The sequence below is a fragment of the Nocardia sp. NPDC058640 genome (assembly GCF_042716995.1).
GTDB lineage: Bacteria > Actinomycetota > Actinomycetes > Mycobacteriales > Mycobacteriaceae > Nocardia.
In genome coordinates, this window is the sequence record NZ_JBHXRG010000011.1 from 50,955 (window position 1) to 74,518 (window position 23,564).

Here is a 23,564-nt window from a genome sequence, read left to right on the forward strand (position 1 = left end):
CCGGAACCGAAGCTGTGCGGCTAGGCTGTCGCAATTGTGGAACCCGTCTACCGGTCGATCATCGGCCTGGCCCGAACCGTCTTCTTCCTCGAAGGTCTGAAGTTCACCGTCAAGGGGGCGGAGAACATCCCCGCCACCGGTGGTGCCGTGGTGGCGATCAACCACACCGGCTACATGGACTTCACCTACGCGGGCCTGCCCGCGCGCACCCCTGGTCGCTACATCAGGTTCATGGCCAAGCAGGAGGTGTTCGACAACAACATCTCCGGCCCGATCATGCGCACCCTCAAGCACATCCCCGTCGACCGCACCGCGGGCGCCGATTCGTACAAGTCCGCGGTGAAGTACCTGCGCGACGGCGAAGTCGTCGGCGTGTACCCCGAGGCCACGATCAGCCGCAGCTTCGAAATCAAGGAATTCAAGTCCGGTGCGGCCCGCATGGCCATCGAAGCCGACGTCCCGATCATCCCGATCACCATCTGGGGCGCCCAACGAGTCTGGACCAAAGGCTTCCCGAAACGCCTGGGCCGCACCAACACCCCCATCTCCATCGCCGTAGGCGCCCCCATCCACCCCTACGAACCCGCCGCCGACCTCACCGCCCAACTGCGCACGACCATGCAGGAAATGCTCGCCGACCTGCAAAAGGACTACACCCACGAACCGGGCGCCTACTGGGTCCCGAAGCGCCTCGGCGGCAGCGCACCTTCCCTGGAAGAGGCCACGGCCCTCGACGACGCCGAATCGGCGGAACGTCATGCACGCAAGGCCGAGAAGGCGCAGGAGCCTGACGCCTGACACGGCTCGTCGCGCTGGGGTTGCTCAGTGCGACCCCCAGGCTGTCAGCGTGGTAGCTGGCAGCGGGTTGGTGCGGGGAGTTTGCCGCGGAGGTAGGCGGCGGGTGGGACGCCCATGAGGGTGCGGAAGTCGGCTGTCAGGTGGGATTGGTCGTAGTAGCCGGTGTGGGCGGCCAGGTGGGACCAGGGGGTGTTGCCTGCGTAGGCCAGGACTTGGCGCAGGCGGGTGATGCGGGCGAAGTGCTTGGGGGACATGCCTGTTCCGGTCTGGAAGATGTTGCGGAGCTGGCGTTCGCTGACGGCCAGGCGGGTGGCCAGGTCGGGGATGGAGGGTGCGGTGTCGGTGGTGAGGGACGAGATCGCCTCGCGCAGCACGATTCGGTGGGCTCGTTCGGTGTCGGTCTCGGAAACGTGGTGGGGGAGTGTGTGTTCCAAGTAGGCGATGGCTTCGTCGGCGGGAATGTTGGTGAGGTCGGTGGCGAAAGTGCCGAGCGGGCCGGGCAATTCGGCCAGTGACACCGCGCGATCGGTGAGTTCGCTCGCGCTCACGCCGAGAAGTTGGCGTGTCACACCGGGTTCCAGCCGCAGTCGCACACACCCGGCAGGCCCCTGTGCCTGTGAGTACGCCGCTTTCGTTTGCGCCCCGATGACGTAAGCCGCACGCCTGCCGGACTTTTCGGTGCGAAGAACTACCGTCGTGGTCGCCTCGGGCGTGTGCGCGAAGGGTTGATCACCCACGTCGAGCACCGGCGTACTGGTGAGCTCGGTGAGCCACGGACGCAACGACTCCGGTGTGGGAACGGGGGTCTCGAGCTCCGTCGAAGTCAGGTATCGCACCCCTGCGATAGTAGGCGTCGCGGGCCCGGATGTCCGTGCCGATTTCTCCTATATTCGCAGGCGGTAGGGCGGCCATGCTGGTGTCATGATCCTGATCACCGGTGCGACAGGCACCATCGGAAGCGGCATCGTCGCACAGCTGGTAGCCGACGGAATCGCCGTCCGAGCGGCAACCCGAGACCCACAGCAGACCGAGTTCCCCGCCGGCGTAGAGGTGGTCCGCGTGGACTACCGCGACCCGACCACCTTCGCACCCGCCATGGCCGGCATCGAGGCCGCGTTCCTGGTCGGCATCCCCGGCCCCGACGGCACCGACACCGATGCCCAATTGATCGCTGCCGCAAAGTCAGCCGGAGTTCGACGGGTCGTGAAACTGTCCGCCGTCGGCACGGGCGACCCACGCCTGGGCGCCCCGGGTTCCTGGCACGCTCCGGGGGAGCAGGCCGTGCGCGACTCCGGCCTGGAGTGGACGATCCTGCGCCCCAACACCTTTGCCACCAACACTTTCAGCTGGATCGAACCGCTGCACGCAGGCCACCCCGTCCCGAACCTCACCGGCGACGGCAGACAAGCAGTAGTAGACCCGCGCGATGTCTCCGCAGTCGCCATCGCGGCCCTGCGCACCCCAGACCACCACGCCCAGACCTACACCCTGACCGGCCCCACCCTGCAAACCACCCGCGACCAGGCCGCCGACCTCGCCGCGATCCTCGACCGCCCGATCACGGTCACCGACATCACCGAAGCCGACGCCCGCACCTTCATGGTCGCCGCGGGCCTGCCGCCCGCCTTCGTGGAAGGCTCCCTGATCGGTCAGTCCTTCATCCGAGGCGGCCACAACGAACTGCTCACCGACGACATCGCCACGGTCCTGGGCCGCCCACCGCGCAGCTACGCGGAGTGGGCGGCGGACCATCGGTCAGCGTTCGAGTCGGTCGTGGCCGTGAGCTAGCGATCCCGCAGCGCTGGGGACCCGCGGCGAGGACCCGGAGTGTGCGGCTCCGGGCCCTCGCGCGGTCAGTTCATCGTCAGAACCCACGACCCGTTGCATCCCCGACGGCTGTTCATCTTGCCGTCGTAGACCCACTTGTAGACGATCGGCGGGTTCGTTCGCACGCTCCAATTTCCGGAAGGTGAGGTCACCAGCTTGCCGTTGCGTGTCAGCACGCCGACCTGATCGTGTTTGAACGTCCACTTCCCACTGCTGGTCGGGTAGTTCAACCGCAGCGTCACCCGCCCGCCGGTGTGGTTCTGCACCACCAGACACGACCCCGGTTCGGTGCGGTTGACCGCGTACTCCCCGAAGCCCTCGTCCTCGACGTTCTCCCCGCTGTCGGTGAACTCCACCGGGTCGGTGAAGTCAGCCTGTGCGGGCGCTGCCCCCACCACAACCGCGGCCATAGCCACCCCCGCCGCAATGAATCCTGCAATCTTCATCCTGTTCCTCCCATAGATTCACCCTGTGAAAAACCTGCCCCCGCAAGGACTTCCGTGAGCGAGTGGCCCGATCGCCGATGCCCGCCGCAGAACGGGCACCGCTCAGTTCGCGGTGTAGATCCACGACCCGTTGCAGCTACCACCGCGGGTGCGGTACGGGTCGAAGACCCAGGAGTGGAGCACGGGCGGGTACACGTGAAGCTGCCAGTTCCCGCTCGGTGAGGTCACCGGGCCGTCGTACCCGTCCAGCCACACCACTGCCTCCGGTTCGATCGTCCAATGGCTGTACCCGGTCGGATAGTCCAGCCGGACCGTGAGCTGGCTGCCGATGTGGTTCTGCACGATCAGGCAGGAATTCGGGTAGTCGGTGGCGGTGTACTCGGCGCTGAAGTTGTCGGTGCCGATGAAGCCGTCGGCCTGAGCCGGGGCGGCGCCGGCGAATGTCAGTGTGATGGCCGCCACGGGCGCGATGAGCAGTGCGTGAACCTTCATGTGTTCCTCCTGTTGGTGGGAACAGCCTCCCGCGCAACGCCTTTCGACCTCTTGTCGCGTGCTTAACAGGGTCCGTCGCCGCTGCCGCCGGCCGGGTCCCGCCGCTGTCGAGTGAGCCCGGATTTCGTAGTTCGGGCGACACCCGCTAGAGTTCCTACTCGCACCACGAAGTCCCCCGGTAACCCGGACAGGCTTCGGAAATGCACGCGGATGTGGCGCAGTGGTAGCGCATCACCTTGCCAAGGTGAGGGTCGCGAGTTCGAATCTCGTCATCCGCTCAACACATGGGTGAGGTCCTCAGGGACCTCGCCCATTTTTTTGTTTCTTATCGTTGTAAACGAATCTGTGTCACCGCGCGATTGCTTGTCGAGTGTCGGAAGTACAGAGACGGAGCAATCGTGAAATCAGTAGTCGTAGCAGCCGCGTTCGTGGTGCTGACCGGGGTGCTCACCGCCTGCAACGGGGCCATCGACCAGGGGGCGGGCACAGTCACCACCGTTGCTCAGCCGGGCGAGTCCACCGAGGCGCCGGTCGAGTCCTCGGACGCACCCGAGGACGGCGCGCCCGCGAGCGGGGCTCCGGCCAATGGCGGCTTCACGCCCGTCGATGCGAGCAAATTTCAGATCGACGGCAGCTATTACTTCCAGTCGCCCACCGGGAACATCAAATGTGGCGTGTTGACCATGGCGCCCCACGGTGTGGGCTGCCAGCTGAGCAAAACCAAGTTCATCACGCCGAAACTGCCGAACTGCACCGACGCCCCCGACCGCAAGGTCGCCGCGCACCTCTACCAGGGCAAGTCGGAGTTCCTGTGCACCAGCCAGGGCATCTTCATCGGCTTCCCGCCGGGCGGCAAATCCGGCGGCACGGTGCTGAACTACGGCGAATCCCTGACCGTGCACGGCTACACCTGCAGCTCGTCCACGCAGGGCGTGCGCTGTGTGGCGGGCGGGCACGGTTTCGCCATCTCCGCGGATGACCAGCACATCTTCTGAGCGCGAAAAGGGCGGGGCGGCAAATCGTTTGCCGTCCCGCCCTTCGCGTGTGAGTTACTGCGCGGTGGATTTGAACCCGCGCAGGCGCAGGCTGTTGGTCACCACGAAGACCGAACTGAACGCCATCGCTGCGCCGGCCAGCATCGGGTTGAGCAAGCCCGCCATGGCCAACGGGATGGCGGCCACGTTGTAGGCGAAGGCCCAGAACAGGTTGCCCTTGATGGTGGCCAGGGTGCGGCGGGACAGGCGGATCGCGTCGGCGGCGGCGCGCAGATCGCCGCGGACGAGGGTGAGGTCGCTGGCTTCGATGGCGACGTCGGTGCCGGTGCCCATGGACAGGCCGAGGTCGGCTTGGGCGAGGGCGGCCGCGTCGTTGACACCGTCACCGACCATGGCCACGACCTTGCCTTCGGCCTGCAGCCGCTTGACCGTGTCGACCTTGTCCTGCGGGAGCACCTCGGCGATGACCTCGTCGATGCCGATTTCGTCGCCGATGGTGCGGGCCGCGCGGGCATTGTCGCCGGTGAGCAGGATCGGTGTCAGTCCTAGCTCGCGGAACTGCGAGATCGCCTGCGCCGAAGTCGGTTTCACCGCGTCGGCGACGACGAGCACGCCGCGTGCCTTGCCGTCCCAGCCGATAGCCACTGCTGTCCTACCCGCTGATTCCGCTTCGGCCATAACGGTTTCCAGCTTGTCGTCCAGCGGCTGCGACCAGTCGGCCAGCAGTCGTGCCCGGCCCACGATCACCGCGTGCCCGTCGACCACGCCCTGCACGCCGAGACCTTCGATATTGGCGAAGCCTTCCACGGGCAGCAGCGTGCCGAACTCGTCGCGTGCGCCCTTGGCGATGGCCTGCGCGATCGGGTGTTCCGACGAATCCTCCAGCGCACCAGCCAATTCCAGCACCTGATCGCGCTGTTCACCGGCAGCTGGGACCACCTCGAGCAGCGTCATTTTGCCGGTGGTGACGGTGCCGGTCTTGTCCAGCACGATGGTGTCGACCTTGCGGGTGGACTCCAGCACCTCGGGGCCCTTGATCAAGATGCCGAGCTGCGCCCCGCGACCAGTGCCGACCATCAGCGCGGTCGGGGTGGCCAAGCCGAGGGCGCAGGGGCAGGCGATGATCAACACCGCCACGCCCGCGGTGAACGCCGCCGCGACGGAACCGCCTGTGCCGAGCCAGAATCCGAGCGTGGCCACGGCCAGGGCGATCACGATCGGGACGAAGATGCCGGAGATCTTGTCGGCCAGGCGTTGGGCCTGCGCCTTGCCGGTTTGTGCGTCTTCGACCAGCTGTGCCATCTGGGCGAGTTGGGTGTCGGCACCGATCCTGGTGGCGCGCACGATGATTCGGCCACCGACGTTCACCGTTGCGCCGGTGACCGAATCGGAGACACCGACCTCCACCGGCACGGATTCACCGGTCAACATGGACGCGTCGACCGCCGAAGTCCCCTCGGAGACCACACCGTCGGTGGCGATCTTCTCGCCCGGCCGTACGACGAACTCGTCACCAACAGCCAACTGCTCCACCGGAATCCGCGTCTCGACACCGTCGCGAACAACCGCGACATCCTTCGCGCCGAGCTCGAGCAACGCCCGCAACGCCGCGCCCGCCTGCCGCTTGGACCGCGCCTCGAAATACCGTCCGGCCAGGATGAACGTGGTCACGCCCGCCGCCGCTTCGAGGTAGATGCTGCCCGTGCCGTCCATCCGCGCGATGGTGAATTCGAACGGGTGCTTCATCCCCGCCGTGCCCCAGAACAGGGCGTACAGCGACCAGCCGAACGCGGCCATGGTGCCCATCGACACCAGCGTGTCCATGGTGGCGGTGCCGTGTTTCAGGTTGGTCCACGCGGCCTTGTGGAAGGGCAGCGCGCCCCAGATCACGACCGGTGCGGCCAGGGTCAGCGACAGCCACTGCCAGTTGGTGAACTGCAGCGCGGGGATCATCGCCATCGCGATCACCGGGATGGTGAGTACGAGCGAGACCAGCAGGCGGGTGCGCAGCGAGGCCGTCGGGTCGGGCTCGGCGGCCTCGGGCTTCTTCGGGGCGGGCAGTGCTGCGGTGTAACCGGCCTGCTCGACAGTGGCGATCAGGTCATCGGGGGAGATCTCGCCGGTGAAGTCGACGCGCGCCTTCTCGGTGGCGTAGTTGACGGTGGCGGTGACTCCGTCGAGCTTGTTGAGCTTCTTCTCGATCCGGTTGGCGCAGGAAGCGCAGGTCATGCCACCGATCACCAGTTCTACCTGGCCGGTGCCCGGTGGGTGTGTCACGGTGGTCATGGGTGCTCCTTCGTTCCTGGTGTTGATTCTTGCTGAGGGGTTGCGGGCGGTCCAGGGCGCGTCAGTGGCCGTGGTCGGGGGTGCCGTGGTCTGCGGGTGCGCTGGTCGGGACCGGGTCGCTCGCACCGGTCGCGTTCGGGGTGGCGACCTTCACCGTGAACTCGGCGGTGCGGACTACGCCTTGGTGTTGGAAGTCGAGGAACAGGCGGTAGTCGCCCGCGCTCGGGGCGTTCACCACGAAGTCGATGCCGGGCCCGGCGGGGGTGATTCCGGGTGTGCCTTCGGGGTGAACGTGCAGGTAGGCGAGGTCGGCGGCGCGCAGAGCCACCAGGTGACCGTAGGCACCGAGGTAGGGCTGCAGGTCGGTGACGGGGGTGCCGTTGCGGCTGACCGAGAGTGTCACCTTCGATGCGGTGCCCGGCGCGACCGTGCCGTTCAGCGTGACCGTGTACTCGTCGACCTGCGCGGTGGCGGACGGAGCCGGGAGCGCCTGCACGTCGTAGTTGCCTGCCACCCGCAGGTCCGCGCCCAGCGTCAGGTTCGACCCGCCCTCGGGGGTGAAGTCGGCGTAGACCCGGTAGTCGCCGGCCCGGCTGAGGTTCAGCGGAACGGTCCAGGTCCCGGCCGGATCGAGGACGGGGTGCACATGCTGGAAGCCGACCATGTCACGCCGGACCACGATCAGGTGCAGGTCCTTGTCGTGGCTGTTCACGTACTTCATGACCGGTGCGCCGTTCGCGTCGAGGATGCGAAAACTTGTCGGCGACTGCGGTGCGGTGGTGGTGTTCGGCTTGTCCAAGGCGAGGGTGTAGCCCTGATCGCTGGCCAGCAGACCACCGGGAAGCTCGGGCGTGGCCGAGTGCTCGTCGTGCTCGGCCGGCTCGGAAGGTTCCGGCCCGACCAGGGCCCCGACACCTGCGGCGATCCCGAACACCGCCACGAGGCCGAGGGTGAATCCGGCGAACTTACCTGTTGCGTTCATCGGGCTGCTCCGTTTCAGTCTGCGAGGTGGAAGCCGGCCGCGGGCGGGCTATGCGGTTACCATACCCCCCTAGGGTAGCAAGCTGCAAGCGCCTGTTGAGGTGCGCCTTCCATACGTGGACAAGCGAAAGCCCGGCTCGCAACAGATGCGAACCGGGCTTGTGGGCCTGATGCCAGACCTGGACGGTCGATCACCAGGCTTTCACGCAAACATCGGCCGAGAAGAAAAATCCCTCAGAGCCTGGTGATCAACTGTCCGAACGGGTCTCAGCTGGGGTCGGAGCCGCGGATGGCGGACAGCCAGGTGAACGTAGCGGCGGCGACCGTGGTGGACGCGACGAAAGCGCCGAGGCCGCCGTGCATGACGTAGACCCAGAGCAGGCCGACCAGGGGTGCGCCGATCGCCGGCTGGACGTCGAGGATCAGGCGGCGGGCGATGCCATACCCGGGTGGGGTGGTGGGACGGGAGGGGTTGTCGATGAGTTTGCCCGCGGGTTCGGTGGTGCGGACACGCCCCGACGGATAGAAGCGGGTGCTGCCGTCGAGGATGGAACGGCCGGTCAGCTCCAGATTCGTGGGGATGAATGTGGATAACTCCGGATCATAGAAAACCGGTTGCCACACCACCCGATCGCCGCTGCTGATCTCCAGCCACGAACGACTGACCAGCCGATACTGCTGCCGAACTCGTTTCCCGCGAACGGTGCCGGTCGCGACCAATCCGGTCTGGAACAGACCGAACGCCAGACCCAACTGATAAGCGGTGTAGGCGAGTACGGCGAGAGCGACCACGACGAGCGCACTCAACTGATCGATGTCGGCGAACGGCACCCACGCGGCGATGACCGCGAGGGTGCCGCTGGTGACGAGCAGCGGGTAGGTGAGTGCGCGCGCCGGGGTGATGGTCACTTCAGGAAGGCTTCCCGGCTCACTTCACGAAGCCGATCTTGGTGTAGTCGTAGGAGGCCAGGCCGGTCGCGCCGAAGTTGGCGAGATTGTCACGCACGGCGACGTTGCCCGGAGACTGGAACAGCGGCAGCGAATGGCCCTCTTCGAAGATCTTCCGGTCGATCTGGTTGGCCAGCTCCTTGGCCTTCGCCGGATCCAGTTCGGAGACGGCCTGCTCGATGAGATCGTTGATCTCGGGTGACCCGATGCGACCGTAGTTGCCCTGGATATCGTCCGGGTTGTAGCCGTAGATCTGGGTGAGACTGCTGAGCGGGAACGGGTCGCCGCCCCAGAACCACTGGCCTACATCGAAATTGCCCGGCTGGAGGACATCGGAGAACAGTCCGGCGCCCGGCTTGGTCTCGATGTTCAGCTTGACGCCGATCTGCGCGAGATTCTGCTGGATGATCTGGGCGATCTGGATGTTGCTCGGGTCGTTGTACATGACGTCGCGGATCTCCAGCTTGCGCCCGTCCTTTTCGCGAACGTCGCCGTTGAGCTTCCAGCCGAGGGCATCGAGCTCGTTCGCCGCGGCCGTCGGATCGAAACCGAGGCTGTTGTCCTGGTAGCCGTCCTGGCCGCGCAGATAGACGTGATTGTTCAGCGGCTGGGGGTCCTGGACCAGCCCCGTCTGCATCGCGTTGACGATGCCCTGTCGATCGATCGCCTTCGAAATCGCTACGCGCACACCCTGATCGGCGAGTAGTGAGCCGGGCGCGCCGTTGAAGGTGAAGTGACCCCAGCTGTTACCGGGTGCCCGGCGAATTGCGACGCCAGGCGTGCTCTGAGCCGATTTCAGCTCGTCTCGGCTGGCCACACCGACCGCGTCGATCTCGTTGTTCAGCAACGCCGGAACGAACGCCGAGCTGTCGAGCACGCTGAACGTCATAGTGTCCAGCTTCGGCGTAGCACCCCACCACTTCGGATTGCGGCCGAGCACGACCCGGCCCTGCCCGCGGTCGACAGACTGGACGATGAAAGGCCCGGAGGACGCGCCGAGAGCATCGACCTGACCGTTGTTGAATGCCTCCGGCGTCGCCGTGGCGGATTTGGGGAAAAGAACCGAGTTGCCCGCGAACTGGCCGCGCCAATCGGCGTAGTGCGCCTTGAAGGTGATGATCGCTTGCTTGTCATCGACACCGCGTTCGACCTTTTCGACCCGGTCGAAGCCGCTGTTGCCGGCGATCAGGAAGGCCTTGTCCCTGCCACTGAGCGCGTTGGCCTGGGACTGAATATCCTCCCATGTCAGCGGCGTTCCATCCGACCAGACCGCCTTGGGATTGATCGTGTACGTCACCTGCTGCGGTTCGGTACTGGTCAGGGCGACATCGGTGAAGTAGTCGTTGTTGACCGTCAGTTCCGCTGCGGCATTGGTTTTGAATGCGCGCGGCATCACCGGTCGCAGCAGTGAACCGGTATCGCCGTCGTTACCGTCGGAGTGCAGGCCATTCCAGTTTTCCGGCAGCGAAGTGAGAGCCAACCGCAGATTGCCCCCGTCGCGCAGTTCGCTGACATCCTTCGGGTTGATGTCGTTGGTGGTGCCGAGTGCGGCATGGCCTTCTCCAGGGCTGCTGTCGTCGGCACTGCACCCGGCCGCGACCAAGCTGACAAGAGCCAGCGGAATTGCCAAACGGGTGGTCAATGAACGTATCCGCATGGACCGCTCCTTTCTTCAGTTCGCTGCGTGGGTTACTTCACGAAGCCGATCTTGGTGTAGTCATACGTTGCCAAACCGGGCGAGCCGATGTTGGCCAGTGTCGTGCGCGCACCGAAATTGCCCGCGTCCTGCGTCAAAGGCAGCGAATGTCCCTCCTCGAATACCTTCCGATCCACCTGGTTGGCCAGGTCGATGGAATTCTCGGGGTTCAGTTCGGAGAGCGTGCGTTCGATGAGGGCGTTGAGTTCGGGGGAGCCGATGCGGCCGTAGTTGGATTGGAGGTCGGTGGGGTCGTAGTAGTAGATCTGGCGGATGCTGCTGAGGGGGAAGGGGTCGCCCTGGTAGGCGTATTGGGCGGCGTCGAAGTCGCCGGGTTGGATGACATCGGTGAACAGGCCTGCGGCGGGCTTGGTGTCGATGGTCAGGCTCACGCCGATGGCTGCCAGGTTCTGTTGGATGATCTGGGCGACCTGGACCCAGATGGGGTCGTTGTACATGACGTCGCGGATGACGAGTTTGCGGCCGTCCTTTTCGCGGACGTCGCCGGTGAGCTTCCAGCCGAGTGCGTCGAGTTCCTTCGCGGCGGCGGTGGGGTCGAAGCCGAGACTGTTGTCCTGGTAACCCTTTTGACCCTGCACGAAGACGTGATTGTTCAAGGGTTGCGGGTTCTCGACCAGGCCGTTCTGGATGGCGTTCGCGATACCCTGACGATCGATCGCCTTCGAAACAGCCACGCGCAAAGCGGGATCCTCGAGAATTGAACCGGGTGCGCCGTTGAAAGTGATGTGGCGCCAGCGATTACCCGGCGCCCGGCGCACGACCAGTCCGTCGGTGCCGCGCACGGTCTTGACGTCGTCGATGGTCGACAGACGGACCAGGTCGATCTCGTTGTTCTGCAGTGCGGCCACCCACGACGTGCGGTCGAGCACGCTGTAGGTGATGGTGTCCAGAACCGGCTTCGCACCCCACCATTTCGGATTGCGCCCCAACGTGATTCGTCCTTGACCCCGATCGGTCGCGCTGACGATGAACGGCCCGGCGGTGAGGCTGATCGCGTCGGCGAGGCTGGCGTTGAACGCCTCGGGCGTGCCGGTCACCGACTTCGGGTAGAGGGTGGAGTTGCCGGAGAACTGACCGCGCCAGTCGGCGTAGGGCTTGCTGAACGACAGCACCGCCTGCCGGTCGTCGGTGCCGCGTTCGACCTTGTCGACGAATTCGAAGCCGTTGGTGATGGCGATCAGGTAGCTCTTGTCGCGGCCGCTCAGCGCGTGCGCTTGCGCGGCGAGGTCTTCCCAGGTGATCGGCGAACCGTCCGACCAGACCGCCTTCGGGTTGATCGTGTAGGTCACCCGCATGGGATCGGTGCTGGTCAGGGTGATATCGGTGAAGTAGTCGGTGTCGACGCTGAGCTCTCCCGCCGCGTCGATCTTGTAGGAACGCGGCAGCATCGTGCGCACGATTTCGCCGATCTCCCCGTTGTTGCCGTCGTTGGACAGCACGTTCCAGTTGGCGGGATAGTCGGTGGTCGCCAGGCGCAGGTTGCCGCCTTCGCGCAGCGCGTCGGTCGGGGTGGGGTTGATGTCGCTGGTGGCACCGATCGCATCGCTGAGTCCGGCGACCTGCTCATCACCGCCGCCACAGCCTGCCACGAACAACCCGGCGGTCAACATCACTGCGGCACAACGCAATCGCGTACCTGCTCGTACTCGACGGGTTCTCATGGTGCCTCCTGTTTTCGGCCGGACCGACGTTCAGCCGCTGACCACCGGTTCCGGGACGGCGGCGATCAGCGAGCGGGTGTATTCGTGCTGAGGATCGGCGAAAATCTGTTCCGCCGGGCCGGATTCGACGATCTTGCCCTGCAACATCACCGCGATGTCGTGGGCGAGATTGCGCACCACCGACAGGTCGTGGGAGACGAACAGGTAGGACAGGCCGTGCGAAGCCTGTAGGTCGCGCAGCAGGTTGAGTACGCCGGCCTGGATCGAGACGTCCAGCGACGACACGGGTTCGTCGAGGACCAGCAGTTGCGGATCCAGTGCGAGTGCGCGGGCGATGCTGATGCGTTGTTTCTGTCCGCCGGAGAAATCCGAGGGGTAGCGGTCGGCGTGTTCGGGTTGTAATCCGACCTGCCGCAACAACTCTGGTACTCGTCGGTTGACCTCGTCGCGGGATCGTCCGTCGATGCGCAGTGGTTCGGCGAGCACGTCGAAGATCGGTAGGCGTGGGTCCAGTGATGCGCTGGGGTCCTGGAAGACGATCTGCATCTTGCGGCGGATCTCGCGGATGCGCGGCTTGGTGAGGGTGGCCACGTCGTTGCCGAGCACTTCGATGCTGCCCGACTGCGGCGCGACCAGGTCCATGATCTGCGACAGGGTGGTCGACTTGCCCGACCCGGATTCGCCGACCAGCGCCAGCGTGCGGCCCGCGCGCACGGAGAAGCTGATGCCGTCGACCGCGCGGACCTCGCCGGTGCGGCGACGCAACAGCACACCCGAGGTCAGTGGGAAGGTTTTGACCAGGTCGGTGACGCGAAGGACTACGTTCTCGTCGGTCCGGTCGGGGTGCGCTGGGGCCGGGATCTCCTTGCGGTAGGCCGCGAACAGCTGCTCGGTGCCGACCTCGGCGGTGCGGATGCAGGCCACGGAATGGCCGGGGCTCACCTTTTCCAGCGGCGGTTCCGCGGCGGTGCAGTCGGCGATCGCGACCGGGCAGCGCGGCGCGAACGAGCAGCCGGGCGGCAGCGCGTGCATGGCCGGTGGGGCGCCGAGGATGGGGATCAGCGGGGTGCGTGGCGGGCCGTCCATGCGGGGAATGGAGCCGAGCAGGCCGACCGTGTACGGCATCCGGGGAGCGGCGAAAAGCTCTGCGACAGAGGCTGTTTCGACGATCTTGCCCGCGTACATCACCGCGACCCGATCGGCGACAGTGGCCGCGATGCCCATGTCGTGGGTGATCATGACCACGCCCGCACCGGTGATGTCACGGGCCTTGCGCAGCAGCGCCAGGATCTGGGCCTGCACGGTTACGTCGAGGGCGGTGGTGGGCTCGTCGCAGATGATCAGGGCGGGGTCGTTGGCGATGGCCATGGCGATCACCACCCGCTGGCGCATCCCGCCGGAGAACTCGTGCGGGAACGCCCGCGATCGGGCCCGCGCATCGGCGATGCCGACGAGTTCCAGCAGCTCGATCGCCCGTTCGCCCGCTTCCTTGCGGCTCATCTTCCCGTGTGCCAGAAGGGCTTCCGCGACTTGATCGCCGACGCGATAGACCGGGGTCAGTGCGGACAGCGGGTCCTGGAAGACCATGCTGATCGACGAACCGCGCAGCTTCGACATCTGCTTGTCGCCCAGGCCCAGCAGTTCACGCCCGCGCAGGCGCACCGAGCCTTGCACGCGCGCCTGGTCGGGCAGCAGGCCGATCACCGCGAGCGAGGACACCGACTTGCCCGATCCGGATTCGCCGACGATGGCCAGCACCTCGCCGTCGGCGACGGTGTAGTTCACCCCGCGCACGGCCTCCACCCGGCCTTCTTCGCCGGGGAACGACACCCGCAGGTCGGTGACCTCGAGCAGGGGCGCGGTCGACACGGTCATCGCTTCTCGGCTTTCTTCAACTCCACCTGCGCCTCGTCCTTGCGCTCGACGACCTTCTTGCGATCCTTGCGCGCACCACGGGCGCCGGGGTCGAAGGCATCACGCAGACCGTCACCAACGAGGTTGGCGCACAACACGATCGTGATCAGCAGGCCACCGGCGAACAGGAACAACCACGGGTAGGTCAGTGCGGATTTGGTGCCCGCCGCGATCAGCGAACCCAGCGACACATCCGGCGGCTGCACACCGAAACCCAGGAAGCTCAAACCGGTTTCGGCGCTGATGGCCGCGCCGACGGCCAGGGTGGTGTCGATGATCAGGATCGAGGCGATGTTGGGCACGATGTGACTGATGATCACCGTGCGGGTCGGCGCGCCCATATACCGTGCGGCACGGACGAATTCGCGATCACGCAGGCTCAACGTGAGGCCGCGGATGATGCGCGCGGCGATCATCCAACCGAACACGCTCAGCAGCACGATCAGGATCACGATCGAACCCGAACCCTTGGTGCGCGGCGCGAACAGCGCGATGATCATGAACGCGGGCACCACCAGCAATAGGTCGACCAGCCACATGATCGCGCGGTCGGTCCACCCGCCGAGCAGCCCGGCCACCGCGCCCGCTGTCGCGGCGATGATGCTGGAGAAGAACGCCACGCAGAAACCGATGATCAGCGACTTCTGCAGCCCGCGCATCGTCTGCGCGAGCACGTCCTGGCCGATCTGCGTGGTGCCGAACGGATGCTCGAGACTCGGCGGTTTCAGCAGCGCCTTGTAGTCCATCTGCTGGTAGTCCCACGGCAGCAGCGGCGGCAGCGCGAAACTGGCCACCAGCAGCAGCACCAGGATCACCGCGCCGACCACGGCGGGCTTGTTGCGCAGAAAGCGACGCCACACCAGCCTGCGGCGGCCGGCGGCCGCCACCTCGGGCGCGCCGACGACGATGAGTTCGGTTTCGGTCACGACACACGCACCCTCGGGTCGAGCAGGGCCAGCACGACATCGGACAGCAGCCCCGACACCAACACGACCAGGCCGGCGAACGCGGTCACCGTGACCACCACGTAGAGGTCCTGGGCGTTGATCGCATCGATCAGCCACTCGCCCACACCGTGCCAGCCGAAGATCTTCTCCACGAAGGTCGCGCCGGTGATCAGGCCGCCCAGGCTGTAGGCGAACAGGGTCGCCATCGGGATCAGTGCGGTGCGCAAGCCGTGTTTGTACAGCGCCCGATTACGGGACAGGCCTTTGGCTCTCGCGGTTCGGATGAAGTCGCTCTGCAGTACGTCGAGCATGGCGTTGCGTTGGTAGCGGCTGTAACCGGCCATGCCGCCCAGCGCCAGCGCCAGGGTCGGCAACACCAAATGTTGTGCGCGGTCGACCATTTGGTTCCAGAAGCCGGTGATCTGGGTGGCCGAGGTCTCGCCGGTGTAGAGGAAGATCTGCGAACCGGTCATCGTATTGATCTGCAGCGCACCGTATTTCAACAGTGTCGCGAGCAGGAAGATCGGCGTCGAGATGATCAGCAGCGACAGCACCGTCGAGAAATAGTCACTGAACTTGTACTGCCGGATCGCGCCCGCCGCACCGATCAGCACGCCGAGCACGGTGCCGATGATCGAACCGAGAATCAGCAGCCGCAGACTCACCGCCACCCGTCGGCCCAGCTCCTCGCTCACCGGCTGCCCAGCAAGGGTGGTCCCGAAGTCGCCGTGCGCGACACCGCCCAGCCAGGTGAGATAGCGCTGCGGGATCGGCTCGTTCAGATGCAACTGGTCGGCCTTGGCGTCGATCACCGACTGCGGCGGGCGCGGATTGCGCTGCTCGAGGCTCTCGAGCGGGTTGAACGTGAGCGAGGCGAGGCTGAACGTCAAAAAAGATGCCAGCAGCAGCAGCACAACGTAATTGACTGTGCGTCGCAACAGGAAGCCGGTCATCAGTCCCCTCTGGATCGGGTAATCAGGCCCTGATCATAGGGACAGTCAGGCGTCGGTGTGTGGTGACGTGCGGCAGGATAGTTGGATGACGCACCCGAAACCACGGCTGGTGGCCAGCGACGTCGACGGCACGCTGATCGACGACTCCGACAAGGTGTCTCCGCGCACCAAGGCCGCCGTCGAGGCCCTGGTGGCCGACGGCGCCACCTTCGTGCTCGCCACCGGCCGACCACCACGCTGGATCGAACCGGTGGTCAGCGAACTCGGGTACGCGCCGCTGGCGGTCTGCGGGAACGGCGCGGTGATCTACGACAGCGCCACCGACCGGGTCCTGGCCAGCCACACCCTCGACGTGGAAACCCTGAGCTGGCTCGCCGACCTGGCCGAACACGCGTTACCCGGCTGCGGGCTGGCCACCGAGCGGGTCGGTGCCAGCGCGCACGACGCCGTCACCCAGCAGTTCGTCAGCTCGCCCACCTACGAACACGCCTGGCTCAACCCCGACGACACCGTGGTTTCGCACGCGGAAGTCATCGACTCGCCCGCCATCAAAATGCTCATCCGACTCAGCTCGGCGCGCAGTTCCGAGATGCGCGCGGTACTGGCGCCGCTGATCGGCGACCGGGCCGAGATCACCTACTCCACCGAGAGCGGTCTGATCGAACTGGCTGTTCCGAGGGTGACCAAGGCGTCCGGTTTGGCCGAGGTCGCCGCTCGCATCGGCGTGGAGAATTCGTCGATCGTGGCGTTCGGGGACATGCCCAACGACGTGCCGATGTTGACCATGGCCGGGCTGGGAGTGGCGATGGGCAACGCGCATCCCGAGGCCCGCGCCGCGGCCGACGAAGTGACGGGAAGCAACACCGAGGACGGTGTCGCGATGGTTCTGGAACGTTGGTGGAGCTGACGTAAAACGGCCGGTGCCCCTCTGAAGAGGGTGCACCGGCCGTTCTTCGCCGTGGCCGGGGTCAACCGGCCGGGGCGGGTTCAGGGGCGGGCTGCTGCGCTGGAATCGGTTCCGCAGCAGGCACTTCCAACGTAGGCGCGGTGAGCTTCGGCTCGTTCATTTCCTGCTTGTAGGTCTCGTCGTACGTTTTCCAGAACGTCGTGACGATCCCCGTCAGCTCGTTGAGCACCAACGACCCGTGCTGGAAATCCGTGCGAAGCCCGTTGGGCACCGAATACGAACCGGCAGTGGGCACTCCGAGCACGCCCGCATCCGCACCCAAGCTCAGGTACCGATCCAGAATCGCACCCACCACCTCGAAGACCTCGCCGTTCTCGCCCGCATACACGAACCCGTTGGCGAACTTCGCGTACTGCCGGCCCTGCGCCGCCGACATCAGATCCGACTGCGGCGCGCCCAACGGTCCGTCGACCCCGCCCTTCGCCACCCAGTGCTTGGCGATGGCGTTATCGCCGGACAGTCCGAGGAACTTGTCGACCATGGCGCCCAGCTCGGCCATATTGCCCTGGGGTGCACGGGCCTGCTGACTTTGCGGACGGTAGGCCGTCGCGGGCGAGGTGTACGTGCTGGAATTGCCCGCCGCGATCGCCCGGATTCGATCCATCATCGCGTAACCGGCATCGCCGGGGCAGTCGGTATTGCCGACATCGCGGTGCGCGAACACCACCGGCAGATCGACCGCCTCGTCCTGCCCGTAGAACGTGAACTCGGTGCCCTCGGAATACATCGTGGTCTCGCCCTGCGGGTCGATCCCGGCCAACTTGGACCGCCAGCCGATGAACTTGCCCATCGCGGTGACCGACTCGTTGCTCGGCTGCTCGGTCTCGTAATTGCCCATCAGCGCCACGCCCACGGTGTTCTCGTTGAAACCACCGGCGTGCGCACCCTGCACCGCCCGATCCAGGCCACCGTAGCGACCCTCGAAGATCTGGCCGTACTGGTCGACCATCGCGTTGTAGCCGATGTCGCACCAGCCCAACGTTTCCGCGTGATACGCGTAGATCGCCCGCACGATGCCCGCCGATTCCGCGCGGCTGTAGTCGTTGCGACCGGCCGTGTGATGCACGGTCACACCGCCCACACCGTCGTCGTAGGTCGGTTCCTGGCAGCGGATCGACTCGTCGGCACCCCACTGCGCACGGGTGATGACCTTCGGACCGCCACCGGGCAGCGCCGCGGCGACATCGTTGAGCGCCGCATCGATCGCGGCCCGGCCCGGGTTGATCAGCACGGCCTTGAGCGCGGCGTCGGTGAGATGCGCCGGGTCGTGATCGGGGCCGGAAGTGGGCTTGCGGGTCACCAACATCTGCACCGCGGTGGTCTCGCCGACGTAGATCGGTTCGGTGCCCGTCGGTGCGTCGGCGGGGGTGTGATCGGTGGCCCTGGTGTCGACCGGATCGGCGTCGTACCACGGACCCCAGACGCCGTCCTTCTGGCGCGCACGCAGTTTCGTGGTGGTGTTGGCCAGGTCGCGTGCGGTGACGGCGACCATGCTGAACGGGGTTTCCTGGGTGAGCTCTTTGACCTGCGCGCCGACCTGGTCGATGACGTCGGAGCCGACTGCGCCCGGGGAGAGGGCGGGGGTGTCGGGGGTGGTGCCGGGTTCCAGGTTTTCGGGGATGGAGATGAATTGTGCTCCCGCTGAGCGTGATTGGGAGATTGGTGCTGCGGCGGGTGACGGGGCGGGGATCGGTGCGGCCTGAACGGGAGCCGCCGGTGGAGCTGCTTGGACACCCGGAGCTCCCGCGGCCTGTCCGGGGGCAGGTGCACTCGGCGCTGGCGCTGCGGGGGCAGGTGCTGCGGGGACAGGCGCGGCGGGGGCCGGAGCGGCCGGGGCCGGGGCTGCTGGCGCGGGGGCGCCCGGAGCAGGGGCTTGAGCTTGGGGTGCGGCCGGTGCCGGTGCCGGTGCGGGAGCGGGAGCCGTCGGGACCGCAGTGCTCGGAACCGGCGGACGTGCGGGCGGGGCGGCAGCGTTGGGTGCCGCGGGTGCGCCGGGAGCCGCCGCGCCCGGTGCGGGCTGCGGGGTCGGCTGCGGTTTCGTCGGTAGTTGCGGCAGCGGGATCTCCGTGGGCAGCGCCACGCCCGGGGGCACCGGCAATCCCGGCGGGATCGGGATCGAGCTCGGCAGCTGCAACATGCGCAGGTCGGACAGGTGTAGGTCCGGTAGGTCCAGTCCTGTCAGGTCGCGCAGCGGGATGGTGATGTCGGGGACGGAGGTGAGCGCGACCTCGGCCAACTGCGTCGGCACGGCCGCGAGCTGGGAATCGTTCGCGCTGCGGTAGTCGGTGGAATCGCTGAGGGCGAACGCGCCGATCGGAGCGCCGACAGCGAGGATCGTGACCACCGGGAGCACTAGGGAACGTTTCGGCTTTCGGTATCGCACGTGCGACTCCTATCAGGGTCGAGCAGGCGTTTTCCGGCGGCTGGTGCCGCGTGTTCGCGGCTCCGTGGGCCTCGACCTTCCGCTTCCGCGGGTACTGCCTCGTCGCAGCCTCTGGCAGTCCAGGTCGAGGCGGGCCGCGAACGAATTCGAGTCAGGCGTTCAGTGCATGTGATGCTTGCTTCCTCTAACCTCACACATCACACTAGTTAACATACGTCACACATCTCAACCTTTACTCGAGACTTATGTGATTGCTCGAATGTAGCCCTCGGATCCCGCCCGGCGACGACGACATGCCGACGCGAGTTCCGCCGGTAGAACCGCGAAACCCGTGGGAGCGCATGATGAGAGCCAAGACCGAGATCACCCGCAACACTCGTCGCCGGACCGTGCCGATCGTCAAGACCGTGCCACTTCCGGTGCTGGTCAGCGGCACTGTCCTGGCGCTGACCGGGGCGATCGGACTGTGGCAGATCCTGCCGGGTCAGATCACGCCCACCGTCGGCGCGGGACACGGCCGCGGCATGAGCCAGGTCGGCGCCTTCGAGAACGCGCAAGCGGGCTGGTCGGCGGAGGACATTCTCGGGCATTACTACCCCGGAGCGGATCTCGGGCAAATCGGCCCCACCACGATCGGCGTTCGACTCCAAGCGCAAGACGACGCCACCCTCGACACCTTCGCCGCCGCGGGCGCACACGTCGCGGGCCGCACCATCGGACCCGGCGAAGCGGCCCACCTCACCCCGCTCCCCGACGGCGGCGCGAACGTCGTCGTCACCCAGGGTTGCGACGGAGAAGTGTTGTGGCAGGACGTAACTGACGATCCGTTCGTCTACCCGCTCGGTGCGGGCGCGGGCCGACCGGCCGACGAACACCTGACCCTGTGCGGCGGCACCGGCTACCGAGGCGCGCTCGGGGTGGCGCTGGACGGCGAGTCCTACCGCACCGTCAACCGCGTCGACCTCGACGACTACCTCGCGGGCGTGCTCCCCGCGGAAATGCAAGCCAACTGGGCCGACCAGGGTGCCTTCGAAGCCCTACGCGCACAAGCGATCGCGGCCCGTTCCTACGCGCTGGCCGAGAGCCGCTACGCCTACGCGCAGACCTGCGACACCACCGACTGCCAGGCGTATCCCGGGACGGTGAAAGAGGATTCGCGCACCACCGACGCCGTCGCCGCCACCACCGGCACCGTCCTGCTGCGCGACGGGCAGATCCTGCGCTCGGAATACTCCGCGGCCCCCGACGGCGGCAGGCCCGCCGACATCGAAACCTTCGAAGTCGGCCCCGCTCCCGACGAACTCGTCGAAACCGCCCCTGCCCCAAGGCTTCCCGAGCCCCAGCCCGATCTGACCATCGAAGCGCTGGCAGGCGAGTCGGTGATCGATACCGAATACCGCCGCATCGGTGGCCCCAACAGTGCGGTGGGCGAGCCGATCGGCCCGGAAATGCTGCTCCCGCAACGGGCAGGCACCTACCGGATGTACACCAACGGCGTCATCGTCGCCACGCAGACGCTGGGCGCCCAAGTCGTCGACTTCTCCACCCTGCTCCAACTCGTCCCCGACGCCGGCGACCAGCTGCCGTCCACGGCTTCGGGCAGGCCGAGACTGAAAACGCCACCGGCCCCTGTGCCCCTGGTGGTTTCGCCCGGCGATCCGCAAGCTGTGCAGATCCCCTCGGAAGCCGACGTCCTCGGCGAGCCGATCCACGGCACCGTGCCCGGACCCCACGACGGGGAGTGACTGGCGTAATCACCCAAAACGCCGTCGAAAAATCAGAAAACTGATTAAAACGACGCGAATTGGGCGATTACGCCGGTCCTTCGGCTCAATCGAGCGTGGTGTCGTCCAGTGCGACGGCCAGCGTGCGCAGCAGGTCGGCGAGTTGTTCGCGATCCCGCGCGCCCAGTGTGGACAGCAGGCGCTGCTCGTTGGCCACGTGCAGGGGGAGCAGTCGGTCGACCAGTTCGCGGCCCTCGTCGGTGAGTTGGACGAAGATCGAGCGGCGGTCGTCGGGGGAGGGGACGCGGCGGACCAGGTCTTTCGCGGCCAGGCGGTCGATGCGGTTGGTGATGGCGCCGGAGGTGATCATGGCGGCGCGGTTGAGCGCGCCCGCGGTGAGGCCGGTGTCGCCGCCGGAGCGGCGCAGGGTGGCCAGCACGTCGAACTCCCAGCGTTCGAGGCCGTGACCTGCGAAGAAGGCTTTCAGTTCCTGTTCGAGGATGCGGGAGATCCGGTTGATCCGGCCGATGATCGCCATCGGCGACACGTCGACGTCGGGTCGCGCTTGGTGCCAGTGCTCGGTGATCAGGTCGACGGCGTCGCGCATCAGTTCCCTCTCGATTGAAACTCTTAACGTTCATCTACTTGACGCGGAGATACCTTCGCGAGTAGATATTTCAATGTTGAGATTATCAATGAGGAGTGATCATGACGACCGTAACCCGCACGACCGGCCTCGCGGGCACCCTCGCGCTCACCGCCGTCACCCCGATCGTGTGGGGCTCCACCTACGCCGTCACCACCGAATTTCTGCCCCCTGACCGGCCGCTGTTCACCGCGCTCATGCGCGCGCTGCCCGTCGGTCTCGTACTGCTCGCGGTGACCGGGGTGCTGCCGCACGGCAAGTGGCTGGGGCGGGCCGCGGTGCTCGGTGTGCTCAATATCGGCGCGTTCTTCCCGCTGCTGTTCCTGGCGGCGTACCGGCTGCCCGGTGGTGTCGCCGGGGTGCTCGGCGCGGTCGTGCCGATGTTCGCGCTCGGCTTCGCGGCGGTGCTGCTGGCCGAAGCGCCGACGCGGCGGAAGGTGGTCGCGGGGCTGATCGGCGTGGTCGGGGTGTCGCTGGTCGTGCTGCGCGGCAATGCGGAGTTGGACTTGGTCGGCGTGGTCGCGGGGCTGGTCGGTGCCGCGTCGATGGCGGCCGGGAACGTGCTCACCAAGAAGTGGGGTCGGCCGGAAGGAGTGGGTCCGCTGGCCATGACCGGCTGGCAGCTCACCGCGGGCGGGCTGTTCATCGCCCCGCTGGCCCTGCTGCTCGAAGGTGCACCGCCCGCACTCGACGGGCGCGCGATCGGCGGCTACCTCTACCTCGGCATGATCGGCACCGCGCTGACCTACTGGCTGTGGTTCCGCGGAATCTCGCGTGTACCAGCGACTTCGGTGTCGTTCCTCGGGTTGCTCAGCCCGATCTCGGCTGCGGTGATCGGGTGGATCGCCTTGGGGCAGGCGTTGACGGTGCTGCAGATCTTCGGGCTGGCTGTCGCGCTGTCGGGCACGGTGCTGGCGCAGATCCCGGCGAAGTCGGTGTCGCGTGACCCCGGCACGCGCTCCGTCGTCCGGCCCGGTCGCGAACGGGTGGCCGCCGGCGCTTGACTTTGACGTAGCGTCAACCTGCACAGTGGAGGTATCGACGAGAAAGGAGCAGGTCATGGTCGGTGAATGGTCCATTCAGGACCTCGCGAAAGCCGCGGGAACCACCAGTCGCACGTTGCGCCACTACGGGCAACTCGGACTGCTGGAGCCGACCCGCATCGGCGCCAACGGCTACCGCTATTACGACCAGACCGCTCTGGTTCGACTGCAGCGCATCCTGCTGCTGCGCGAACTCGGCCTCGGGCTCCCCGTGATCGCCGAGGTCCTCGCCGGGGAACAGGACACCGCCGGTGCGTTGCGCACTCACCTGGAACTGCTTCGGCAACAACAGGATCGGGTAGCGCGGCAGATCGAATCGGTGTCGACCACTTTGCACAAGACAGAAAGAGGTGAACCCCTCATGGCCGCAGAGGTTTTCGACGGTTTCGACCACACACAGTACAAAGACGAAGTCACTCAGCGTTGGGGCAAGGACGCCTACGCCAGCGGCGATCGCTGGTGGCGTTCGTTGACCGAGGCGGAGAAGCAGTCGTTCAAGCAGACCCAACTCGACATAGCCGCCGACTTCGGAAGTGCCGCTGCCGCACAACTTCCCGTCGACAGCGCCGAAGTTCAGGCAATCGTCGACCGCCACCGCGCCTGGCTCAGCGGCGGCACGCAGGGCAAGCCGGTGACCAATGAATACTTGGTCAACCTCGGCGAAATGTACGTCGCGGACCCGCGCTTCCGAAAGAACTATGACGTGCACGGCGAGGGGACTGCCGAGTACATCTTGGAAGCCGTCCGCGCTTATGCCGCGGCCAATCCGACGTAGAGGTGACCACCGCGTCCGGACGATCACTGTCCGGAGGCGGTTTCGTCGGGTGCCGAAACCC

General features: G+C 66.4%; 20 protein-coding genes and 1 tRNA gene. 8 read left to right on the forward strand and 13 right to left on the reverse strand.

The window, feature by feature from the left end:
* Positions 1-36: 36 nt before the first annotated feature.
* Positions 37-798: a lysophospholipid acyltransferase family protein gene (locus tag ACFWU5_RS15120; RefSeq protein WP_379267568.1), complete on the forward strand. Its 762-nt coding sequence runs from the start codon at positions 37-39 to the stop codon at positions 796-798.
* A 44-nt stretch (positions 799-842) separates the two neighbouring features.
* Here the strand turns inward: ACFWU5_RS15120 and ACFWU5_RS15125 are convergent, their stop codons facing one another.
* Positions 843-1,634 carry a helix-turn-helix domain-containing protein gene (locus ACFWU5_RS15125; protein ID WP_379267569.1) on the reverse strand — a complete coding sequence of 264 codons (792 nt, stop codon included), beginning with the start codon at positions 1,632-1,634 and terminating at the stop codon, positions 843-845.
* An 85-nt stretch (positions 1,635-1,719) separates the two neighbouring features.
* Between ACFWU5_RS15125 and ACFWU5_RS15130 the strand changes: the two genes are divergently transcribed.
* A complete protein-coding gene (locus ACFWU5_RS15130; RefSeq protein WP_379267570.1) occupies positions 1,720-2,586 on the forward strand; it encodes an SDR family oxidoreductase in 867 nt (288 codons plus the stop codon).
* Between the two features lie 65 nt (positions 2,587-2,651).
* On the opposite strand, the gene ACFWU5_RS15135 is transcribed toward ACFWU5_RS15130, so the two are convergent.
* Positions 2,652-3,071, reverse strand: coding sequence for a hypothetical protein (locus ACFWU5_RS15135; RefSeq protein ID WP_379267571.1), 420 nt, complete (start codon positions 3,069-3,071; stop codon positions 2,652-2,654).
* A gap of 102 nt (positions 3,072-3,173) precedes the next feature.
* The gene (locus ACFWU5_RS15140) at positions 3,174-3,563 is read right to left on the reverse strand and encodes a hypothetical protein (protein WP_379267572.1); all 390 of its coding nucleotides are present in this window, start codon (positions 3,561-3,563) and stop codon (positions 3,174-3,176) included.
* Positions 3,564-3,769: 206 nt separating this feature from the next.
* On the opposite strand from ACFWU5_RS15140, the gene ACFWU5_RS15145 reads away from it, so the two are divergent.
* Together ACFWU5_RS15145 and ACFWU5_RS15150 are read left to right on the forward strand one after the other, a co-directional pair.
* A tRNA-Gly gene (locus tag ACFWU5_RS15145) sits at positions 3,770-3,841 on the forward strand.
* A 120-nt stretch (positions 3,842-3,961) separates the two neighbouring features.
* Positions 3,962-4,558 (forward strand): hypothetical protein, encoded by a 597-nt coding sequence (locus tag ACFWU5_RS15150; protein WP_379246147.1) that lies wholly within the window; start codon positions 3,962-3,964, stop codon positions 4,556-4,558.
* Positions 4,559-4,612: 54 nt separating this feature from the next.
* Here the strand turns inward: ACFWU5_RS15150 and ACFWU5_RS15155 are convergent, their stop codons facing one another.
* The 8 genes from ACFWU5_RS15155 to ACFWU5_RS15190 all read right to left on the reverse strand — a co-directional run bounded on the left by ACFWU5_RS15155 (position 4,613) and on the right by ACFWU5_RS15190 (position 15,965).
* Positions 4,613-6,844, reverse strand: a complete 2,232-nt coding sequence (locus ACFWU5_RS15155; protein WP_379267573.1) for a heavy metal translocating P-type ATPase — start codon at positions 6,842-6,844, stop codon at positions 4,613-4,615.
* A gap of 61 nt (positions 6,845-6,905) precedes the next feature.
* Positions 6,906-7,826 (reverse strand): hypothetical protein, encoded by a 921-nt coding sequence (locus tag ACFWU5_RS15160; RefSeq protein WP_379267574.1) that lies wholly within the window; start codon positions 7,824-7,826, stop codon positions 6,906-6,908.
* Between the two features lie 266 nt (positions 7,827-8,092).
* Positions 8,093-8,734, reverse strand: a complete 642-nt coding sequence (locus tag ACFWU5_RS15165) for a hypothetical protein (protein WP_379267575.1) — start codon at positions 8,732-8,734, stop codon at positions 8,093-8,095.
* 19 nt (positions 8,735-8,753) lie between these two features.
* Entirely contained in the window at positions 8,754-10,430 is a 1,677-nt protein-coding gene (locus tag ACFWU5_RS15170; RefSeq protein ID WP_379246155.1) for an ABC transporter family substrate-binding protein, read from the reverse strand.
* A gap of 32 nt (positions 10,431-10,462) precedes the next feature.
* Positions 10,463-12,151, reverse strand: coding sequence for an ABC transporter family substrate-binding protein (locus ACFWU5_RS15175; RefSeq protein ID WP_379267576.1), 1,689 nt, complete (start codon positions 12,149-12,151; stop codon positions 10,463-10,465).
* Between the two features lie 30 nt (positions 12,152-12,181).
* Positions 12,182-14,026, reverse strand: a complete 1,845-nt coding sequence (locus ACFWU5_RS15180) for an ABC transporter ATP-binding protein (RefSeq protein WP_379267577.1) — start codon at positions 14,024-14,026, stop codon at positions 12,182-12,184.
* The gene (locus ACFWU5_RS15185; RefSeq protein WP_379267578.1) at positions 14,023-14,991 is read right to left on the reverse strand and encodes an ABC transporter permease; all 969 of its coding nucleotides are present in this window, start codon (positions 14,989-14,991) and stop codon (positions 14,023-14,025) included. Before ACFWU5_RS15185 ends, ACFWU5_RS15180 begins: the two co-directional genes overlap by 4 nt.
* Positions 14,988-15,965: an ABC transporter permease gene (locus ACFWU5_RS15190; protein WP_379267579.1), complete on the reverse strand. Its 978-nt coding sequence runs from the start codon at positions 15,963-15,965 to the stop codon at positions 14,988-14,990. The genes ACFWU5_RS15185 and ACFWU5_RS15190 overlap by 4 nt, the downstream gene beginning before the upstream one ends.
* A gap of 85 nt (positions 15,966-16,050) precedes the next feature.
* On the opposite strand from ACFWU5_RS15190, the gene ACFWU5_RS15195 reads away from it, so the two are divergent.
* Positions 16,051-16,872, forward strand: a complete 822-nt coding sequence (locus tag ACFWU5_RS15195; RefSeq protein WP_379267580.1) for an HAD family hydrolase — start codon at positions 16,051-16,053, stop codon at positions 16,870-16,872.
* 61 nt (positions 16,873-16,933) lie between these two features.
* Here the strand turns inward: ACFWU5_RS15195 and ACFWU5_RS15200 are convergent, their stop codons facing one another.
* The gene (locus tag ACFWU5_RS15200) at positions 16,934-19,315 is read right to left on the reverse strand and encodes an N-acetylmuramoyl-L-alanine amidase (protein ID WP_379267581.1); all 2,382 of its coding nucleotides are present in this window, start codon (positions 19,313-19,315) and stop codon (positions 16,934-16,936) included.
* Positions 19,316-19,659: 344 nt separating this feature from the next.
* Between ACFWU5_RS15200 and ACFWU5_RS15205 the strand changes: the two genes are divergently transcribed.
* Positions 19,660-21,060, forward strand: coding sequence for a SpoIID/LytB domain-containing protein (locus tag ACFWU5_RS15205; protein ID WP_379267582.1), 1,401 nt, complete (start codon positions 19,660-19,662; stop codon positions 21,058-21,060).
* Positions 21,061-21,145: 85 nt separating this feature from the next.
* On the opposite strand, the gene ACFWU5_RS15210 is transcribed toward ACFWU5_RS15205, so the two are convergent.
* Positions 21,146-21,646 (reverse strand): MarR family winged helix-turn-helix transcriptional regulator, encoded by a 501-nt coding sequence (locus tag ACFWU5_RS15210; RefSeq protein ID WP_379267583.1) that lies wholly within the window; start codon positions 21,644-21,646, stop codon positions 21,146-21,148.
* Between the two features lie 101 nt (positions 21,647-21,747).
* Between ACFWU5_RS15210 and ACFWU5_RS15215 the strand changes: the two genes are divergently transcribed.
* Positions 21,748-22,689 (forward strand): EamA family transporter, encoded by a 942-nt coding sequence (locus ACFWU5_RS15215; protein ID WP_379267584.1) that lies wholly within the window; start codon positions 21,748-21,750, stop codon positions 22,687-22,689.
* A gap of 55 nt (positions 22,690-22,744) precedes the next feature.
* Positions 22,745-23,503 carry a MerR family transcriptional regulator gene (locus tag ACFWU5_RS15220; RefSeq protein ID WP_379267585.1) on the forward strand — a complete coding sequence of 253 codons (759 nt, stop codon included), beginning with the start codon at positions 22,745-22,747 and terminating at the stop codon, positions 23,501-23,503.
* The last annotated feature ends 61 nt before the right edge of the window (positions 23,504-23,564 follow it).

What these genes read in the sequence shown, in the direction of transcription:
- ACFWU5_RS15220 (WP_379267585.1), top strand. Translation starts at nt 22,745, where the DNA reads ATGGTCGGTGAATGGTCCATTCAGGACCTCGCGAAAGCCGCGGGAACC.
- ACFWU5_RS15130 (WP_379267570.1), top strand. Translation starts at nt 1,720, where the DNA reads ATGATCCTGATCACCGGTGCGACAGGCACCATCGGAAGCGGCATCGTC.
- ACFWU5_RS15175 (WP_379267576.1), bottom strand. Translation starts at nt 12,151, where the DNA reads ATGAGAACCCGTCGAGTACGAGCAGGTACGCGATTGCGTTGTGCCGCA.
- ACFWU5_RS15135 (WP_379267571.1), bottom strand. Translation starts at nt 3,071, where the DNA reads ATGAAGATTGCAGGATTCATTGCGGCGGGGGTGGCTATGGCCGCGGTT.
- ACFWU5_RS15210 (WP_379267583.1), bottom strand. Translation starts at nt 21,646, where the DNA reads ATGCGCGACGCCGTCGACCTGATCACCGAGCACTGGCACCAAGCGCGA.
- ACFWU5_RS15205 (WP_379267582.1), top strand. Translation starts at nt 19,660, where the DNA reads ATGAGAGCCAAGACCGAGATCACCCGCAACACTCGTCGCCGGACCGTG.
- ACFWU5_RS15155 (WP_379267573.1), bottom strand. Translation starts at nt 6,844, where the DNA reads ATGACCACCGTGACACACCCACCGGGCACCGGCCAGGTAGAACTGGTG.
- ACFWU5_RS15215 (WP_379267584.1), top strand. Translation starts at nt 21,748, where the DNA reads ATGACGACCGTAACCCGCACGACCGGCCTCGCGGGCACCCTCGCGCTC.
- ACFWU5_RS15195 (WP_379267580.1), top strand. Translation starts at nt 16,051, where the DNA reads ATGACGCACCCGAAACCACGGCTGGTGGCCAGCGACGTCGACGGCACG.
- ACFWU5_RS15180 (WP_379267577.1), bottom strand. Translation starts at nt 14,026, where the DNA reads ATGACCGTGTCGACCGCGCCCCTGCTCGAGGTCACCGACCTGCGGGTG.
- ACFWU5_RS15170 (WP_379246155.1), bottom strand. Translation starts at nt 10,430, where the DNA reads ATGCGGATACGTTCATTGACCACCCGTTTGGCAATTCCGCTGGCTCTT.
- ACFWU5_RS15160 (WP_379267574.1), bottom strand. Translation starts at nt 7,826, where the DNA reads ATGAACGCAACAGGTAAGTTCGCCGGATTCACCCTCGGCCTCGTGGCG.
- ACFWU5_RS15190 (WP_379267579.1), bottom strand. Translation starts at nt 15,965, where the DNA reads ATGACCGGCTTCCTGTTGCGACGCACAGTCAATTACGTTGTGCTGCTG.
- ACFWU5_RS15140 (WP_379267572.1), bottom strand. Translation starts at nt 3,563, where the DNA reads ATGAAGGTTCACGCACTGCTCATCGCGCCCGTGGCGGCCATCACACTG.